Origin of the sequence: Mesorhizobium hawassense (assembly GCF_003289945.1) — a bacterium.
Taxonomy (GTDB): Bacteria; Pseudomonadota; Alphaproteobacteria; order Rhizobiales; family Rhizobiaceae; genus Mesorhizobium; species Mesorhizobium hawassense.
This window is the reverse complement of sequence record NZ_QMBP01000001.1, coordinates 329,547-345,476: the sequence shown is the minus strand read 5'-3', so window position 1 is coordinate 345,476 and position 15,930 is coordinate 329,547. Positions and strand designations below refer to the sequence as shown.

The window sequence follows — 15,930 nt, the reverse complement described above, 5'->3', positions numbered from 1 at the left end:
CTCAACCCTTCTTCCGGGTCATTTCGGCAAGGCTGAGCAGGCCGTTGGGTAGCACCAGCATCAGGACGATCATCAGGCCGGAATAGATGAGCAACTGGAACTGGCCGGTCTGGAACAAAAGGTCCCAGCCGAAATAGAGCACCAGCGTGCCGAGCATCGGGCCGAACACATAGCCGAGGCCGCCGAGGAAGCAGTTCAGCATGAAGTTTACGGAATCGGTGACGGTGAAGCTCGACGGGTAGATCGATTGCGAGATGGCGGCGAAGATGGCGCCGGAAACGCCGCCGAAGAAGGACGAGACGGCATAGGCGATGACGCGCAGATAGGCGATGTTGACACCGATCGAGGAAGCGAGCTCCTCATTCTGCTGCAGCGACTGGCAAAGCTTGCCAATGCGCGAATTGACCAGCCGGTACATGACCGCGAAGCAGGCCACCATCAGCGTGACCGCAAGCAAATAGAAGGCGAGCCGCGAATTCTGCAGCGTGGCGAAATCGGGGATCAGCGTAATGCCGAAGACCGACAGCGCGCCGGGCAGCGGGATGCTGACGATGCCCTTGGCGCCATTGGTGATCGGCAGCGCCAAAGCGAGCAGGCGCGCCACCTCGGTCAGCACCAGCGTGACCATGGCGAAATAGACGCCGCGCAGGCGCAGGATCGGCAGGCCGATCAGCACGCTCGCGGCGGCGCAGAACAGACCGGCGACCGGCAGCGTCAGCCAGAACGACCAGCCATGGTTCATCACCAGTATGGCCGAGACATAGCCGCCCATCAGCGCATAGGCGCCCTGACCGATGTTGATGCGGCCGATATAGAAGGTGAGCCAGACGCCGGCGCTGGCAATGCTGAGCAACGCCACCGAGGTCAGCGTGTAATAGAGGTCGAAGCGGCCGCTGGCCGAGATCACGGCCGGCACGGCGATAAAGACGATCGCGAGAAAAACGACGACCGCGGCGATCTTGATGTTGCGACTGAGAGTCATGGCGCGATCAACCCCACGGCTTGCCCATCAGCCCGTTGGGGCGGACCGACAGGAACACCATCAGGGCGGCGAAGATGACGAGATAGGTGACGTCGCCATATTCGCGCAGCACGGTGAGGCCGACCGACTCCATCATGCCGAGAATGAAGCCGCCGGCGATGGCGCCGCCGACGACGCCGGCGCCGCCGATCATCACCATCAGGAAGGCCTTGATCGAGATCGGGCCGCCGATGCCGGAATTGACGCCGGTGATGGTGACCAAGAGTCCGCCGACGACGCCCGCGAGCATGGCGCCCATGGCGAAGCCGATCATCGAATAGCGGTCGACGCGGACACCCATAAGCTGGGCGGCGACGCGGTCCTGGGCGAGCGCACGCATGGCCCGCCCGACCCTGCTGTACTGCATGTAGAGGACGAAGGCCGCGATGAAGACGATCGCAAGCGCGCCGACCACCAGCCGGTCGTAAGGCATGATGATGCCGGCGTCGTTGAAGACGCCCTTGACGATCTTTGGAACGCCGCGCTGCTTTTCGCCAAACAGAAGCAGGATGACGGCGTCGAAGAAGAAGGCCGTCGCGGCGGCAAGCAGCATGGTGCTTTCCTCGCGATGGCTGCGCCGGATGACGGTGCGGAAGAGGAATTTCTCCATCAGCGCGCCGATGACGGCGAGCGTGACGCCCGAGGCGAGCAGCGCCACCACGAAAGGCAGGCCGAGCTGGCCGTAGACGGTGTAGGTGATGAACCCGCCCAGCACATACATTTGGCCGTGGGCGAAATTGAGCACGTTCATCAGGGCGAAGATCAGGGTCAAGCCCAGCGCGATCAGCGCGTATTGTGCCCCGAGATACAATCCGTTGGCGATGACCTGTTCCATTGATACCTTCGATCTTCCGCGGGGTCCGGCCTATCGTCCGGCCCCCGCGGCAAGCTGGAGGAAATGACGCTCGAAGGTAATGCTAGTCGACGGAGCCGACGAACAGGGTCTGGAAAGCGCCATCCTTGTATTCGTTGACCACCATCGGCACCGAGAGCTGGCGCTTCTGGCCGAAGGACGTCGTGCCGACATAGCCGAGCTTGGCATCCCCCTTCAGGAACGGATTGGGCGCCGAGAAGGTGTCCATGGTCTTCTTGAATTCGGCGACGTCGTTGATCGCGGCAGGGTTGGCCTTCAGCGTGTCGAGGATGTATTCCAGCGCGTAGACCTTGGTGTTGGACTCGTCGTTGTACTCGCCGAACATTTTGGTGTAGCGCGTGACGAACTCTTTCATCGTGTCGGAGGCAATCTCCGGCGTGGAAGCCCCGCCGACGGAGATAAAGCCGTTGGCGTATTCGCCGGCACCTTCCTCCAGAACCTTGGCGTCCTGTGCGGTTTCGGTCGAGATAAGGCCTTCATAGCCGAGCTCGCGCGCGGCGCGGATGAGCAGCGGCGCGTTGGCCGGCGCGACGCCGGACAAGACCAGCAGGTCGGGCTTCAGCGCGACGATCGGCGTCAGCACCGGCGTGAAGTCGCGTGTGTCGTTCTGGTAGGTGTCGTTCTGGGCGACGATTTCGAGGCCGAGCGCCTTCGCCGCCTCGACGCCGCCGTCGCGCTGGCTGAGCGGGTCGGATTCATTGGCAGCGACAAAGGCGATCTTCTTCACGCCCTTGTTTTCCTTGAGGTATTTATAGATCGCCGGACCGGACTGGTAGTTGGCGATCATGCCGAGCACGGCATTGGAGGCCGGCTTCTGGTAAAGCGCCTTGGGGAAAGCATAGGGGAAATAAATGATGCCGTTGGCCTCGGCGACGGGGCGCACAGCAGCGGCGCCGTCATCGACATTCGGGCCGACGACATAGTGGACGCCTTCCTGCGCCATTTTCTCCATGCCGGCGATGGCGCGCTTGGGGTCCTTCTGGTCGTCGAATGTGACGATGTCGACGTTGTAGGTGTCGTTGCCGATCTTGACGCCGCCGGTCTCGTTGATCCAGGCGGCGCGGGTCTGCATCGAGCGCACGTTCGAGGTGCCCCAGGCGGCCGCCGGGCCGCTGGTGACGCCGACAAAACCGATCTTCAGTTCCTTGTTTTCAGCCTGCGCGTACGAAATGCCGACAGCAGCAATGGCCAGGGTCGAGACGGCGCCGAGCGCCATGGATTTCAGAGTCGAGCGACGGTTGATCATATCTGTAGTTCCCCTTGGTTATCGCGCTTTGTGTTTTGCTCGTAGGCTGCGCGGATAGCGTTAAGGGAAACCGGCCGCGCCAGATTGTCAACATCTTTCTTATGTTTTGTATACAATGTTTCGACGGAATGTTTTCGACGGTTCTCAAACGCAAGCAGCGAGCAGCCGCCGCTGAACAGCGTCAGTCGTCCGCGAATCTAGTGAAATGGTCGAAGGCTATCGATCGCTGGCCAAGGCGCCGCTAAAGACGGCTACTTCCCGCAATGGTGGTCGTTGATCTTGTTTATCGCATTCGCATCCGGTCCGACGCGGTCGTAGGAGCAGGCGCCCGCCGCCGTGGTGGACAGCTGCTGGTCGTAATAGCGCGGACCGCCGAACAACTGGTAGAGGATATCGTCACTGGCCGGAACGTAACGCTCCTGCTCGACCGGCGGCTGATGACGATAGTGGCGATGATGATGCCATTCGCCCGCAACTGCCGGGGCGGACAGCCTCGCGGCCGTGGCCAGCACGAGAGCAGAGACAGCGAGATATTTCATCATCGACGGCAGCCTTCTGGCGGTTTGGGCCTGCAGCATACCCAAAATCGCCAGTGGCGCAAAAGTTCCCGCATGGGTTGGTGCGCGCGCCGTTAATGCAGGTGCCGCAGCTTGTCGGGATTGCGCATGACATAGATCGCCCTGATCTTGCCGTCCTCGATGTCGAGGGCCGTGGTCTGCAGCTCGCCGTCGACTTCGAGCGTGACGAAGCCGGGCAGGCCGTTGATGAAGCCGTAGCGGACCAGCTTCGAGCGGTTGTCTTTGAGCCACGCCGCCACGACTGCGTATTGCGTCATGACCGCCTCGAAGCCGAGAGCCGGCTCGGTTGCCGCCGGACGCTTGCCACCGCCATCGGCGTGAGCGGTGACGTCGGCGCTCAGCATGGCGCCGAGCGCTTTCATGTCGCCGCCGCGCGACGCGTTGAAGAAGGCCTCGGCGATCTCCAGCCCGCGCTGCTTCTCGATCTTGAAGCGCGGCCGTGCCTCGCGCACATGCTCACGCGCGCGGCGGCAAGCTGGCGGCAGGCGGCCGGATCGCGCTCGATCTCGGCCGCAACCTCCTCGAACTGCAGGCCGAACACGTCATGCAGCAGGAAGGCGGCGCGCTCCAGCGGCGAAAGCCGCTCCAGCGCCAGCATCAGCGGCAAGGTGACGTCCTCCGCCTCGTCTTCCTCGACGAGCGGCTCGGGCAACCAGGGGCCGACATAGGTTTCGCGCTGGCGGCGCGCGGATTTGAGCTGGTCGAGGCAGAGCCGCGTCACCGTGCGGCGCAGGAACGCCTCGGGCTGGCGCACCGCGGCACGCTCGGTCCGCATCCAGCGGATGAAGGCGTCCTGCACCACATCCTCGGCATCGGCGACCGAGCCCAGCATGCGGTAGGCGATCCGCATCAGCTTCGGGCGCAGCGGTTCGAATTCCGCCGCCGCGCCCGTCAATGCCGGCTCCGTCGTCAAGCCGCAACCGCCTTGGCGGCAGCCGCCTTGTTGGAAGCCTTGATGGCCGCCGGATCGACAAAGCCGCCGAAACCGACGGCGATGCGATTCCAGCCATTGATTATGTTGATCATCAATGTGAGCTTCACCCGTTCCTCATCGGAGAAATGCGGTTTTAGCGCTTCATAGGCCGCTTCATGCGTATGGCCTTCGCAAATCCTGGTCAGCGCCTCGGTCCAGCCGAGCGCGGCGCGCTCGCGGTCGGTATAGCACGGCGCCTCGCGCCAGGCCGACAGGAGATAGATGCGCTGCTCGGTCTCGCCGCGCTCGCGGGCATAGGTCGCATGCATGTTGATGCAGTTGGCGCAGCCATTGATCTGCGAGGATCGGATCTCGATGAGCTCGGCAAGCGCCGGATCGAGGCTGCCGGCGATGGCCAAAGAGGCGCGGTGCCACTCCTTCATCAGCGAAGGGGCGGCGGCAAGGGGGTCCAGTCTGACAGTCATGGTCGGGTTCCTTTCGTTGCTTCCGACCTCAAGACGAGCCAGGCTTGGCCCGTTGTGACACGGACGCGGCCTTTTTTTGCCTGCCGTGCCCCTACCGCCAAAAAATAACGGCAATTGCGACGGCGGATTTTCGACAATGGCCGGCGCCAAAGGCCGTTATCCTGCGATCCCAAGCCAGCCAGCCCCGCGGATGCATAGGAATAGCCGCCAAATGACAACCAGAGTGATCGTGCTCGATGCCAAGCCGTTGGGTGCGGAAGATGTCGCCGAGATCGCGCGGCGCAACGCCCGGCTCGTGCTCGGCGAAGAGGCCATGCACCGTATCCGCGCCAGCCGCGCCCTTATCGAGCATCTCACCCAGCTCGGCAAGCCGCTCTACGGCGTCACCACCGGGCTCGGCGCCTGTGTCGACACGCCGCTGGCGCAGGCCGACCTGATCGCCTTCCAGCACAGCGTGCCGCTCAGCCACTCGATGGGCGCCGGCCCGTCGCTGCCGACCGAAGCGGTGCGGGCGCTGATCACCGCACGCATCTGCGGCATGGCCGCCGGCGGCACCGGCGCCTCGGAAGGCGTGGTTCTCGGGCTGGTCGCGGCGCTCAACGCCGGCGTTCATCCGGTCGTTCCGAGCTGGGGATCGGTGGGCGCCGCGGACCTCGCTCCACTCGGCCATCTGGCGCGGGCGCTGGGCGGCGACGGCGAGAGTGAATATCAAGGCCGGATCATGCCATCGGCCGAAGCGCTCAAGCTCGCCGGGCTGGAGCCGCTCGGCCTGCGCGAGAAAGATGGCCACGCCATCATCGTCGCCAATAGCCTTTCGACCGGGACGGCGTGCCTGGCGCTGGAAGAGGTCGCCTGCCTGATCGACTGGTCGCTGGCGGCGGTGGCGCTGAACTACGAGGCCTTCCGCGCGTCGCTCAAGGCCATCGATCAGGACGCGCTGGCGGCGCGGCCGGCCTTCGGCCAGCGCGAGATCGGCGCCAGGCTGCGGGCCGAGCTTTCGGGCAGCGGGCTGTGGCAGGAGAGCGCCGCGCGGCGCCTACAAGATCCGCTGAGTTTTCGTTGCGTGCCGCAAGTGTGGGGCGGGCTGCTGCATGCGCACGAGCAGGCCAAGCTCGCGACCGAGATCGAGCTCGGCCATTCCGGCGACAATCCGGTCATCCTGTCCGAAGCCGAACGGGTCGTCTCCAACGGCAATTTCGACCTCACGGCCTTCACGCTGACCTGGGAAAACCTCGGCCAGGCACTGGCGCATTGCGCGGTCGGCACCGCCAACCGCTCGATGAAGCTGATGTCGCCGACGGTGGCGGAGCTGCCGCGCTTCCTGTCGGCCAGGGGCGGCAGCCGTCAAGGCTATGCCGAATTGCAGAAGCCGGTCGCGGCGCTCGAAGCGGAAATCCGCCACCTTGCCAATCCGATGTCGCTCAGCCCTTTGGCCATCTCCGACGGCGTCGAGGACCAGTCGTCGATGGCGCCGCGCGTGGTGGCCAAGACGGCGGGGATCATCGAGCGCCTTCGCTATCTGGTGGCGATGGAATTGATCTTCGCGGCGACCGGCGTCGAGCTGCGCGGCGTGCTGGACAGCATGGGCGACGGCCCGCGGCGCAGCTATGAAGCCGTGAGGGCGCTGGTCGCCCCGCTCGACGACGACCGCGAGATGAGCGCCGACATGGCGCGGGTGGCGCGCATGGTGGCGGGGCCGCGGCTCTAGTCCAGAGCGCGCCGCGAGACCCGTTACGAGCGCCGCGTCAGTCGGCGCGTTTTTCGAGATTGTGCCGTGGCGTCAGTGGTAGTAGATGCCGCCGTCCACATTCAGCGCCTGACCGGTGACGAAGGCCGACAGGTCCGACGCGAAGAACAGCACCGGGCCGACGACATCCTCCGGCGCGCCGAGCCGCTTCAGCGCCGCGACATCCTCCCAATGGCGGATCGCCGCTTCGCTGCCCAGATTGTTCTTGCCCATCTCGGTCAGGATGATGCCGGGGCAGATCGCGTTGACGGTGACGCCATCCATGCCGACCTCCTGCGCCAGCACGCGGGTGAGCGTGATCACCACCGCCTTGGTCGCGGCGTAGTGGCCCTGCGTCGGCACGCCCTGTCGGCCGGCGATCGAGGCGATGTTGATCACCCTGCCCGACTTCCTGGCGCGCATATGCGGCAGCACTGCCTGGCACATCATCAGCACGCCCTTGGCGTTGACGTCGAAATGCGCGTCCCAATTGGCCTCGTCGAGATCCTGCAGCAGGCTTGGCTTGAGGATGCCGGCATTGTTGACCAGCACATCGATGCTGCCCGCGGCCTCGAGCAAGGCCTGCGCCGTCGCCTCGATGTCCTTCTTCTTGCTGACGTCCATCGTGTAGACATAGGCCTTGCGGCCGGCCGCCTCGATCTTGCTTTTTGTTACATCGAGCTCTGCCGCCTGCGACGGCAGGTCGGTGATGGCGACATCGAAGCCGGCCTCGGCCAGCCCCTTGGCGAGAGCCCTGCCGATGCCGCGGCTGGCGCCGGTGACGAGAGCCGTCTTGCCCTTGGCTTCAGGAAGAATGGTCATGCTGCTTGAACCTTTGATGTCTTGACCGGAAACGAGTTCATCGCCGCGATCGTGTCGTCGAATGAAACGAGTTTGCCGTCGGAGCCGAGCCCCATCGCCACCTTGGCGGCGACGGCACTGGCAAAGCGCGCGGACTGCTTGAGGTCCCAGCCCTTGACGATGCCGACGATGATGCCGGCGGTGAAGGAATCGCCGCAGCCCGTGGTGTCGAACACCTCGACCTCGAAGGCCGGCAGATGAAAATCCTCGCCATGCACGGGCGAGACATAGACGCCGCCGGCGCCGAGCGTGAGGATGCAGTTCTTCACGCCCCTCGCCTTGAAGAAGGCGGCGACGCGGGCCGGGTCGCGGTCATGCGCCATCTCGCCGGCCTCATCGATGCTCGGCACGAAATAGTCGATATAGGGCAGGCACGGCTCGACCAGCCTCCACGTCTCCGTCGTCGCCTGGATGAGATCGAAAGTGGTAACGCGGCCAAGCTCCTTGGCGCGCTTCAGAAGCCGCACGGTTGGCTCGCCATCGAAGCGCTTCAGCAGACCGGTGCCGCCGACATGGACGACGGTGGCGTCGAGCGCCGCGTCGAGATCGGCATCGGCGACTTCGAACAAGGTGGCGGTGCCAGGCACATGCAATGCCGGACGCTCGCCGTTCGGCCGCACCGGGAGAATGGTGGAGGACGTCTGGACGCTGCCGTCTCGGCGCACGAGGCTCGTCTCCAGGCCGTATTTCTCGAGCTTGGCGAGGAACCAGTCGCCCATGTCGTCGAGCCCAAGCGTCGTGACGGCGCGGGTCTTCAGGCCGAGGATGGCGCAGTCCATGCCTGTGGCCCCCGCCGTGCCGGCAACGGTCATGCGGATCTCATCGATGTAATCGGCGCGGCCGCCCTCGGGGATGCGCGAGACCGGCCGCCCGAGGATGTCGAGGACGTAGAAGCCGATCGAGCTGACGTCGAATTGTGGCATGGTTGGCGGACCTTTCGAACTCAATGGGCGGCGCGGCGCAGGCCGAAGCTCGCGGCCAGCACCAGGAAGACGAGCACGCCGATGCCGACCTGCTGCCAGTAGAAATTCCAGCCGACCAGCAGCAGCCCGTTCTTGACGATGGCGAGCAGCAGCACACCGAGCAGCGTGCCGATGACCGAAGGCTTGCGCTCGTGGCTGAGCGTCGTGCCGATGAATGTGGCGCCGATGGCATCGAGCAGGAAGGCATTGCCGGAGAGCGGCACGTAGGACTTCACCGTTGCCGACAAGAGAATGCCGGTGACGCCGGCGAGCAACGCGCACAGCACATGCACCATCGACAATTCGCGCGGCACGCGGATGCCGGAATACCAGGCCACACCCGGTTGCGCGCCCATCGCCTGGACGTAGCGGCCGAAGACCGAGCGGTGCAGAAGGAGATGGACCGCGACGGCTAGGACGATCAGCACGACGACCGGCGTCGGTATCCCGAGCAGAGCGGTGCGGGCGATGGCGTTGAATTGATCGGCGGCATACCCGCTGGTGAGGTAGATCGGCTGGCCGCCGCTGGTGGCGAGTTGCTGGGTGCTCTGGCCGATGAAGAGCACGCCGAGCGTCGCCAGGAACGGGCTGATGTTGAGCCTGGTGATCAGGATGGCGTTGAGGATGCCGACGATCAGCGCCGCGCCAAGTCCGCCGGCGACGCCGACAACGCCGCTGTAGCCGGCGGCCAGAAGCATGACGAAGATCATGCTCGCCATATCGACCGAGACGCCGACCGACAGATCGATGCCGCCCGACGAGATAACGATGGTGAGGCCGAGCGCCACGATCGCCAGCATGACCACGTTGTTGACCAGCACGTTGAAGAGGTTTGCCGGCGTCAGGAAGGTCGGGCTCGCAATCGCAAAGAAAATGACGATGGCGGCGAAAGCGATGAGCACGCTGTATTTGGCGAGGAAGCCGCGCACGCTCACTTTGGCTGAGTCGTTGGCCGAGACGCTCATCGCGAACCCTCCGAACCGCGGGCAAAGGACGTGATGGCCACCACCAGCAGGATCAGCGCGCCCTGCACACCGTTGACCCAGTAGCTGGAGACGTTGAGCAGCTGGAAGCCATTGGCCAAGAGACCGATGAACAGCACGCTGAGCAGCGTGCCGCCCATGGTCGGCACGAAGCGGCGCGAAAAGACCGTGCCGAGCAGCGCCGCCGCCAGAACCGACAGAAGCAGTTCGCCGGAGCCGGGTGTGCTGGCCGACAGGCGCGAGACGGTGAGGATGCTCGCCACCGCGGCGCAGAAGCCGCTGAGCACATAGGTGAAGGACACGTAGAAGGGAACGCTGAGCCCGGCCGCGCGCGCCGCTTCCGGATGCCCGCCGACCGCGTAGAGCCGCAGCCCGAATGCCGTGCCGTGAATGACAGCGATCATGATCGCGGAGAAGACGATCAGTGCCCAGGCAAGCGCGGAGATGCCGAGAAAGCTGCCCGACACCAGCAGGCCGAGCAGCGGCGAGGATGCGCCGACGACCGTGTTCTGGGTGAGCGTGAGTTCCATGCCGGCCGCGACGTTGAGCACGGCAAGCGTAGCCAATAGCGGCAGGATGCCGAGGCCGACCACCGCAATCGCGTTCAGCGCGCCGACCGCCATGCCGACGGCGATGGCCGCCAGCACCGAGAGGAAGTCACCATAGCCCATCGACAGGAGCGTGGCGTAGACCGCGGCGCACAGCCCCATATTGGCGGCGATCGACAGATCGATGCCGCCTTCGGTGACGTCGGAGCCGCCGCCGATGATGACGGCCGTCATGCCATAGGCAAGCACGCCCAGGATCGCCGACTGCTCGACGACGTTGATCAGGTTGAAGGTCGAGGTGAAGCCCGGCGCGAAGACGACGAAATAGGCCATGATCGCGGCGAAGGCGGCGATCGCGCCAAGCCGCACGACCAGCGCGCCAAAGCGGCGGCCGGCGCTCTTGGCGGCGGCCTGTTTCTCGTCGGAAACGCCGACCTCGCCGTGGAGAACGGTCGCGCTCATGCGGCCACTCCATCGGCGTTCGAGCGGGCGCCGGACGAAGCCGCCAGCAGCGCGTCGCTGTTCATCGACGGACCGGAGAAGCTGCCGGCAAGCCTGCCACGATAGACGACCAGCACGCGGTCGCAGACGCCGACCAGCTCGAGCAGGTCGGAAGACAGAAGCAGGATCGCCGCGCCCTCTCCCGCCAGGCGATTGAGGAGATTGTAGATCTCGACCTTGGCGCCGACATCGACGGCAACGGTCGGCTCGTCCAGCACGTAGACGCGCGACTGGCAGCTCAGCCACTTGGCGATAGCCACCTTCTGCTGGTTACCGCCGGAGAGTTCGCGCACCAGCGCATCGCGATGCGGCGTCTTGATCGACAGTTCCTTGATCAGGCCATCGACCGCCTGGTTCTCGCTGCTCCGGCTGACCATGCCGGTCCGCGAATAGCGGCGCAGGCTGGCCAAGGAGATGTTCTCGCGCACCGACAGGCCGAGCGCCACGCCATGCGCGCGACGATCTTCCGGCAGCATGGCGATGCCGTCGCGCACCGCCTTGACCGGCGTCGACAGAGACAACTGTCTGCCCTCGACCTTGACCTGACCGCCCTCAGCGGTCTTGAGGCCGAACAGGCACTGGACAATTTCCTTGGCGCCCGAGCCGAGCAGGCCGGTGAGGCCGACGATCTCGCCGGCGCGCACGTTGAAGCCGATGTTCTCGAAGCTGCCGCCGAGCCGCAGATTGCCGACTTCCAGCACCGGTGCGCCGAGGGTGACCGCGCGCTTCGGAAACATCTCGCCGACATCGCGGGCGATCATCATCGCGATGATCCCGTCGATCGGCGTCTGGCGCGGATCGACCGTGCCGACATCGGTGCCGTTGCGCATCACGGTGACGCGGTCGCAGAGCTTTTCGATCTCCTGCATGTAATGCGAGATGAAGACCACGGCGATGCCGTCGTCGCGCAGCCGGCGCAGCACCTCGAACAGGCTGTCGACCTCGCGCTTGACCAGTGCCGCGGTCGGTTCGTCCAGCACCAGCACCGATGCCTTCTGCGCCAGCGCTCGGGTGATCTGCACCACCTTCTGCTGCGCCGTGGTCAGGTCTTTCACCAGCGTTCCCGCCGGCAATTCCATGCCGAAGAAGCGCTTCAACAGCTCGGCGGCCTTCCGCTCCATGGCGCGGCGGCTGACGAACGGGCCAAGCCCGATCTCGTGGCCGAGGAACACGGCCTCGCCGACGGTCGCGGTCGGCACCAGCAGCCTGTCCTGGTGGATGAAGTGCACGCCGAGCTTTTCCACCGATGCCGGCGTCAGGGAGGCTACGGTCTCACCATTGATGACGATGCTGCCGCTGTCCGGCTTGATGATGCCGGCCAGCACCTTGATGATGGTCGACTTGCCCGCGCCGTTCTGGCCGACGAGTCCGAGGATCGAGCCGCGCGCGATCTCGAGGTTCGCGTCTTCCAAAGCGCGTACCGGACCGAACCGCTTCGATATGCCCGTCATCGACACAGCAATGTCACGCTTTGCTGTCTGCATGGCCGTCAATCCCGATTTGGCGCAGCCGCGCCTTCCGGCACGGCTGCGGACCTTGTTGATACCGTCCTACTTTACGCCAGCCTTTTCGGCGGCTTCGAGGAACGGTTTTCCTTTTTCGGCTGCGTTTACCTTGTTGATCAGCACCGACGGAACGAAGGTGAAGGGCGGCACCTTCTGGCCGGCCAGGTACTTTGCGGCGTTGTCGACCGAGGTCTTGCCGATCTCGTAAGGCTGCTGCGCCGCGACCGCGCCGGCCGAGGACTTCGCATCCATCACCATCTTGATGACTTCCGGGCTGCCGTCGATGCCGTAGGTCTTGACCTCGTTGCGGCCGGCGGCCTCGACTGCCTGCGTGGCGCCGATCTGCGGCACGTCCCAGCAAGCCCAGACCGCGCCGATCGAACCCTTCTCGGGCGACTTGGTCAGCATGTCGGTGACGTTGGAATAAGCACTCTGCACTGTGTTCGGGATGACGTCGCGCAGCTCCGGCTCGACGATCTTCACGTCCGGGAACGAGGTCAGCACATATTTCAGCTGGTCGTAGCGGATCTTGCAGACCGGCACGCTGTAGAAACCGTTGAACACCAGCACGTTGCCCTTGCCGCCCATGTCGGCGACCATCTGCAATGCGATCTCGGCGCCGATATTGTAGTTGTTGGAGGTGGTGTTGTTGATGGCATGCGGCGTCGCGGTGTCGACCGTGAACAGCGGAATGCCGGCGTCGCGGATCTTCTGCAGCCACGGGTTCAGCACTTCGAGGTTGCCGAGCTGCTCGATGATCGCGTCCGGCTTCTGCGCGATCAGCGTCTGCAATTGCGCGATCTGCTGCTGGTCCTTGCGGCCGGCATCGAGCGCGATGACTTCACCGCCGAGTTCCTTGACGCGGTCCTGGATGCCGCGGAACGCCATCAGGTCCCAATAATGGTCAGTGCCTATTGCCGAGACGCCAATGCGCTTACCCTTGAGCGACAGATCCTCGGCACTGGCGCCGGAGATGGCTGCCAGGCTGCAAGCCGCCGCCAACCCCAGAGCAAGCGCCTTGACGAGGCCTTTCATTGAATTGGTCATTTTCATTTCCTCCCTTGTTGATCGCTCCGGGCCTTCCCGGAGGATATGCGAGACTCTCGACCTCCGCTCAGTCCCTGGCGTGGTCGCTTCGGGCCGAGCCCTCCACTCAGGCCGCCGCGTCGTCGTCGCGCAGGCCGTAGCTCGCCATGCGCTTGATGACGTTCTCGATTTCCGCGTCGGACAGAACCGGCGGCTCGCCGATCTGCAGGGCGCCGTGATATTGGCGCGCCAGCGTCTCGACCTCGACGGCAAGCCACATCGCCTGGGCGAGGCTCGACCCGACGGCGATCATGCCGTGCTGGGCAAGGAGACAGGCCTTGCGGTCGCGCAGCGCCTCCACCGCATGCGCCGAAAGCTCCGCCGTGCCGAAAGTGGCGTAGGGCGCGCAGCGTATGTCGCTGCCGCCGGCGACGGCGACCATGTAATGGATCGCCGGTATTTTCCTGCCCATGATCGCAATCGTCGTGCAGTAGGTCGGATGCGCGTGGACGACGGCGTTGACCTCCGGCCGCGCCTTCATGATGTCGAGATGAAAGCGCCATTCGCTCGACGGCGGCAGGCGTCCGTCGACCCCGCCGTCCCACCCCATGAAGACGATGTCCTCGGGCGTCAGCGTGTCGTAGGGCGTGCTGGTCGGCGAGATCAGCATGCCGTCGCCGTGGCGCCGGCTGATGTTGCCGGATGTGCCCTGGTTGATGCCCAGCGCGTTCATCTGGATACAGGCATCGATGATGGCCTGGCGCGCCTCTAGGTCCGAAAGGGTCATGCGATATTCCAATCCTTGTCCAGCCCATTACCAGGCCGTGTAGCCGCCATCGATCGACAGGATCGCGCCGGTGACGTAGCTCGACGCCGGCGACGCCAGGAACAGGATCGCCGAGGCGATCTCCTGCGGCGTGCCCAGCCGGCCCATCGGCGTCATGTCGATCCAGGTGTTGAAGAGTTCGGGACGCTCGCGCATCTTCAGCGTCATCTCGGTGCCGACGTAGCCCGGCGCCAGCGCGTTGACGCGCACGCCGGACCTTGCCCACTCGACCGCAAGCGCCTTGGTCATCATGTGCACGGCGCCCTTGCTCACCATGTAGGACGGCGCCGTCTGCGGACGGTTGATGATCAGCCCCGACATCGAGCCGAGATTGACGATCGAGCCCTTCCTGTGGGCGACCATCGAGCGGCCGAAGGCCCGCGATGCCCAGTAGACGCCGTTGACGTTGACATCCATCACCAGGCGCCATTCCTCGTCGGAGGTGTCGAGCGCTGTGTTGAGGCGCGCGATGCCGGCGCTGTTGACCAGGATATCGACCTGGCCGAAATCGGCGACGATCCGGGCGGCCATCGCTTCGACGGCTTGCGGATCGGTGACGTCGAGCAAACGGCTATCGACGCTTGCGACGCCGGCAGCCTTGAGCGCTTCGGCGGCAGCCTTCAGGCCACCGGCGTTCATATCCAGCAGGACGATACCCGCGCCGCAAATGCCGAGCGCCTTGGCGGCCTCCAAGCCGATCCCGCTGGCGCCGCCGGTGACGACGGCAACCTCGCCTGCCAGATCGAATTGCGACCGGTAATCCATGCACGTCCTCCATCAGGACAGAGCTTGGGCGCGGGCAAAGCTTCGCCCTCGCCGCCGAAGCAGCGCCGCAAGCCGACAGGTCCTGATAATGCCTCCGGGTCAGGCTCCTCCCGACCCCATGACAGGGACGTTACAGAAGCTTCCCGGGTCCGTCAATCTGGTTATAACCAGAAACTGGAATCTTTTTGGTGACTAAGAAATCAGGTGCGATCGACGCCGTTCACCGTCGCCGACGGCTGCTCGACCGCCATGTGGATGCGGGCGACGGAGGAGTTGTAGAAGGCCTCGTAATATTCGAGCGCCGCACCGTCGGAATCATAGGCGATGGACTCGATCTCGATCAGCGGCGTGTTGGCGGCCACCCCCATCTGCTCGGCCTCTTCCTTGGTCGGCAGTGCGGCCCGCAGCCAACGGTCGGCGCGCTTTACCGTCAGGCCGAAGACGGCGCGGATGGTGCCGAAGACCGACTGGTTCTCCGACAGGATGTTTTCCAGCCCCGGAACCCGGTGCCCCGGCAGGCTGATGCGCGTCATGGTGATTGGCGCACCGTCGGTCATGTAGACGCGGCTGATGCGGACCACGCTGCCATTGGCGGGAATGCCGAAGACCTTGGACTCCTTGTCGCTCGGCGGGCAGCGATAGATCTCCAGCGTGCGCGTCGAGACCTTGTGGCCCTTGGCGGTCAAATCGTCGAACACGCCGAGATTGGCGGTCATGAAGTCGACATGCTCGCGCGGTGCCGCGACGAACATGCCCTTGCGCGGCATCTTGATGATGCGGCCTTCGTTGGACAGCGAGCCGATCGCGGCGCGCACGACGGGGCGCGAGACGCCGAAGAAATCGCAAAGCGCCTGCTCGGAGGGAATGCGCGAATTGGCGGCCAGCAGGCCGGTGTTGATCGCCTCCTCGACCTGATTGCGCAACTGCACCCAGAGCGGCGCCGCCTCGTCGCGGTTGAGCTGGACCTTCGAGCCTATCGAGCGGAAAGCCTCTGCCGCCTCGGCATCTTCCTGGTCGTAACGAGGACGCCCGCGCATTCTGGTTGCTTGTTCCATCATCGGTCTTCAGGCTGCGGGCAAACCGCCCGGTATGAATGTTTGCCGCGACTCA

General features: G+C 64.8%; 15 protein-coding genes and 1 pseudogene. 1 reads left to right on the top strand and 15 read right to left on the bottom strand.

Annotated features, from left to right (window positions below):
• Position 1: 1 nt before the first annotated feature.
• The 6 genes and pseudogenes from DPM33_RS01530 to DPM33_RS01505 all read right to left on the bottom strand — a co-directional run bounded on the left by DPM33_RS01530 (position 2) and on the right by DPM33_RS01505 (position 5,117).
• Positions 2-982, bottom strand: a complete 981-nt coding sequence (locus tag DPM33_RS01530) for a branched-chain amino acid ABC transporter permease (RefSeq protein WP_112095130.1) — start codon at positions 980-982, stop codon at positions 2-4.
• A 7-nt stretch (positions 983-989) separates the two neighbouring features.
• Complete coding sequence (locus DPM33_RS01525) at positions 990-1,856, bottom strand: branched-chain amino acid ABC transporter permease (RefSeq protein ID WP_112095129.1); 867 nt, start codon at positions 1,854-1,856, stop codon at positions 990-992.
• Positions 1,857-1,938: 82 nt separating this feature from the next.
• On the bottom strand, positions 1,939-3,141 hold the full coding sequence (locus DPM33_RS01520; protein ID WP_112095128.1) for an ABC transporter substrate-binding protein: 1,203 nt from the start codon (positions 3,139-3,141) through the stop codon (positions 1,939-1,941).
• A 251-nt stretch (positions 3,142-3,392) separates the two neighbouring features.
• Positions 3,393-3,683 (bottom strand): hypothetical protein, encoded by a 291-nt coding sequence (locus DPM33_RS01515; protein WP_112095882.1) that lies wholly within the window; start codon positions 3,681-3,683, stop codon positions 3,393-3,395.
• Positions 3,684-3,772: 89 nt separating this feature from the next.
• Positions 3,773-4,569, bottom strand: a pseudogene (locus DPM33_RS01510) (sigma-70 family RNA polymerase sigma factor).
• A 59-nt stretch (positions 4,570-4,628) separates the two neighbouring features.
• The gene (locus DPM33_RS01505) at positions 4,629-5,117 is read right to left on the bottom strand and encodes a carboxymuconolactone decarboxylase family protein (protein WP_112095127.1); all 489 of its coding nucleotides are present in this window, start codon (positions 5,115-5,117) and stop codon (positions 4,629-4,631) included.
• 211 nt (positions 5,118-5,328) lie between these two features.
• Here DPM33_RS01505 and DPM33_RS01500 point away from each other — a divergent pair, with 211 nt between their 5' ends.
• On the top strand, positions 5,329-6,825 hold the full coding sequence (locus tag DPM33_RS01500) for an HAL/PAL/TAL family ammonia-lyase (RefSeq protein WP_112095126.1): 1,497 nt from the start codon (positions 5,329-5,331) through the stop codon (positions 6,823-6,825).
• 72 nt (positions 6,826-6,897) lie between these two features.
• Here the strand turns inward: DPM33_RS01500 and DPM33_RS01495 are convergent, their stop codons facing one another.
• The 9 genes from DPM33_RS01495 to DPM33_RS01455 form a co-directional block, all read right to left on the bottom strand.
• Positions 6,898-7,665: an SDR family NAD(P)-dependent oxidoreductase gene (locus DPM33_RS01495; RefSeq protein WP_112095125.1), complete on the bottom strand. Its 768-nt coding sequence runs from the start codon at positions 7,663-7,665 to the stop codon at positions 6,898-6,900.
• A complete protein-coding gene (locus DPM33_RS01490) occupies positions 7,662-8,627 on the bottom strand; it encodes a carbohydrate kinase family protein (RefSeq protein WP_112095124.1) in 966 nt (321 codons plus the stop codon). Before DPM33_RS01490 ends, DPM33_RS01495 begins: the two co-directional genes overlap by 4 nt.
• A gap of 20 nt (positions 8,628-8,647) precedes the next feature.
• Complete coding sequence (locus DPM33_RS01485) at positions 8,648-9,631, bottom strand: ABC transporter permease (RefSeq protein ID WP_112095123.1); 984 nt, start codon at positions 9,629-9,631, stop codon at positions 8,648-8,650.
• A complete protein-coding gene (locus DPM33_RS01480; RefSeq protein ID WP_112095122.1) occupies positions 9,628-10,659 on the bottom strand; it encodes an ABC transporter permease in 1,032 nt (343 codons plus the stop codon). The genes DPM33_RS01485 and DPM33_RS01480 overlap by 4 nt, the downstream gene beginning before the upstream one ends.
• Complete coding sequence (locus DPM33_RS01475; protein WP_167448906.1) at positions 10,656-12,182, bottom strand: sugar ABC transporter ATP-binding protein; 1,527 nt, start codon at positions 12,180-12,182, stop codon at positions 10,656-10,658. Before DPM33_RS01475 ends, DPM33_RS01480 begins: the two co-directional genes overlap by 4 nt.
• Before the next feature lie 66 nt (positions 12,183-12,248).
• Positions 12,249-13,250: a sugar ABC transporter substrate-binding protein gene (locus DPM33_RS01470; protein WP_208648347.1), complete on the bottom strand. Its 1,002-nt coding sequence runs from the start codon at positions 13,248-13,250 to the stop codon at positions 12,249-12,251.
• A 106-nt stretch (positions 13,251-13,356) separates the two neighbouring features.
• Positions 13,357-14,016: an L-fuculose-phosphate aldolase gene (locus DPM33_RS01465; protein WP_112095876.1), complete on the bottom strand. Its 660-nt coding sequence runs from the start codon at positions 14,014-14,016 to the stop codon at positions 13,357-13,359.
• A 27-nt stretch (positions 14,017-14,043) separates the two neighbouring features.
• Complete coding sequence (locus DPM33_RS01460; protein ID WP_112095121.1) at positions 14,044-14,820, bottom strand: SDR family NAD(P)-dependent oxidoreductase; 777 nt, start codon at positions 14,818-14,820, stop codon at positions 14,044-14,046.
• Between the two features lie 200 nt (positions 14,821-15,020).
• Entirely contained in the window at positions 15,021-15,857 is an 837-nt protein-coding gene (locus tag DPM33_RS01455) for a GntR family transcriptional regulator (RefSeq protein WP_112095120.1), read from the bottom strand.
• Positions 15,858-15,930: the final 73 nt, after the last annotated feature.

Excerpts from the sequence above, each read along its gene's own strand:
- DPM33_RS01530 (WP_112095130.1), bottom strand. The coding sequence starts at position 982 with ATGACTCTCAGTCGCAACATCAAGATCGCCGCGGTCGTCGTTTTTCTC.
- DPM33_RS01525 (WP_112095129.1), bottom strand. The coding sequence starts at position 1,856 with ATGGAACAGGTCATCGCCAACGGATTGTATCTCGGGGCACAATACGCG.
- DPM33_RS01520 (WP_112095128.1), bottom strand. The coding sequence starts at position 3,141 with ATGATCAACCGTCGCTCGACTCTGAAATCCATGGCGCTCGGCGCCGTC.
- DPM33_RS01515 (WP_112095882.1), bottom strand. The coding sequence starts at position 3,683 with ATGATGAAATATCTCGCTGTCTCTGCTCTCGTGCTGGCCACGGCCGCG.
- DPM33_RS01505 (WP_112095127.1), bottom strand. The coding sequence starts at position 5,117 with ATGACTGTCAGACTGGACCCCCTTGCCGCCGCCCCTTCGCTGATGAAG.
- DPM33_RS01500 (WP_112095126.1), top strand. The coding sequence starts at position 5,329 with ATGACAACCAGAGTGATCGTGCTCGATGCCAAGCCGTTGGGTGCGGAA.
- DPM33_RS01495 (WP_112095125.1), bottom strand. The coding sequence starts at position 7,665 with ATGACCATTCTTCCTGAAGCCAAGGGCAAGACGGCTCTCGTCACCGGC.
- DPM33_RS01490 (WP_112095124.1), bottom strand. The coding sequence starts at position 8,627 with ATGCCACAATTCGACGTCAGCTCGATCGGCTTCTACGTCCTCGACATC.
- DPM33_RS01485 (WP_112095123.1), bottom strand. The coding sequence starts at position 9,631 with ATGAGCGTCTCGGCCAACGACTCAGCCAAAGTGAGCGTGCGCGGCTTC.
- DPM33_RS01480 (WP_112095122.1), bottom strand. The coding sequence starts at position 10,659 with ATGAGCGCGACCGTTCTCCACGGCGAGGTCGGCGTTTCCGACGAGAAA.
- DPM33_RS01475 (WP_167448906.1), bottom strand. The coding sequence starts at position 12,182 with ATGCAGACAGCAAAGCGTGACATTGCTGTGTCGATGACGGGCATATCG.
- DPM33_RS01470 (WP_208648347.1), bottom strand. The coding sequence starts at position 13,250 with ATGACCAATTCAATGAAAGGCCTCGTCAAGGCGCTTGCTCTGGGGTTG.
- DPM33_RS01465 (WP_112095876.1), bottom strand. The coding sequence starts at position 14,016 with ATGACCCTTTCGGACCTAGAGGCGCGCCAGGCCATCATCGATGCCTGT.
- DPM33_RS01460 (WP_112095121.1), bottom strand. The coding sequence starts at position 14,820 with ATGGATTACCGGTCGCAATTCGATCTGGCAGGCGAGGTTGCCGTCGTC.
- DPM33_RS01455 (WP_112095120.1), bottom strand. The coding sequence starts at position 15,857 with ATGCGCGGGCGTCCTCGTTACGACCAGGAAGATGCCGAGGCGGCAGAG.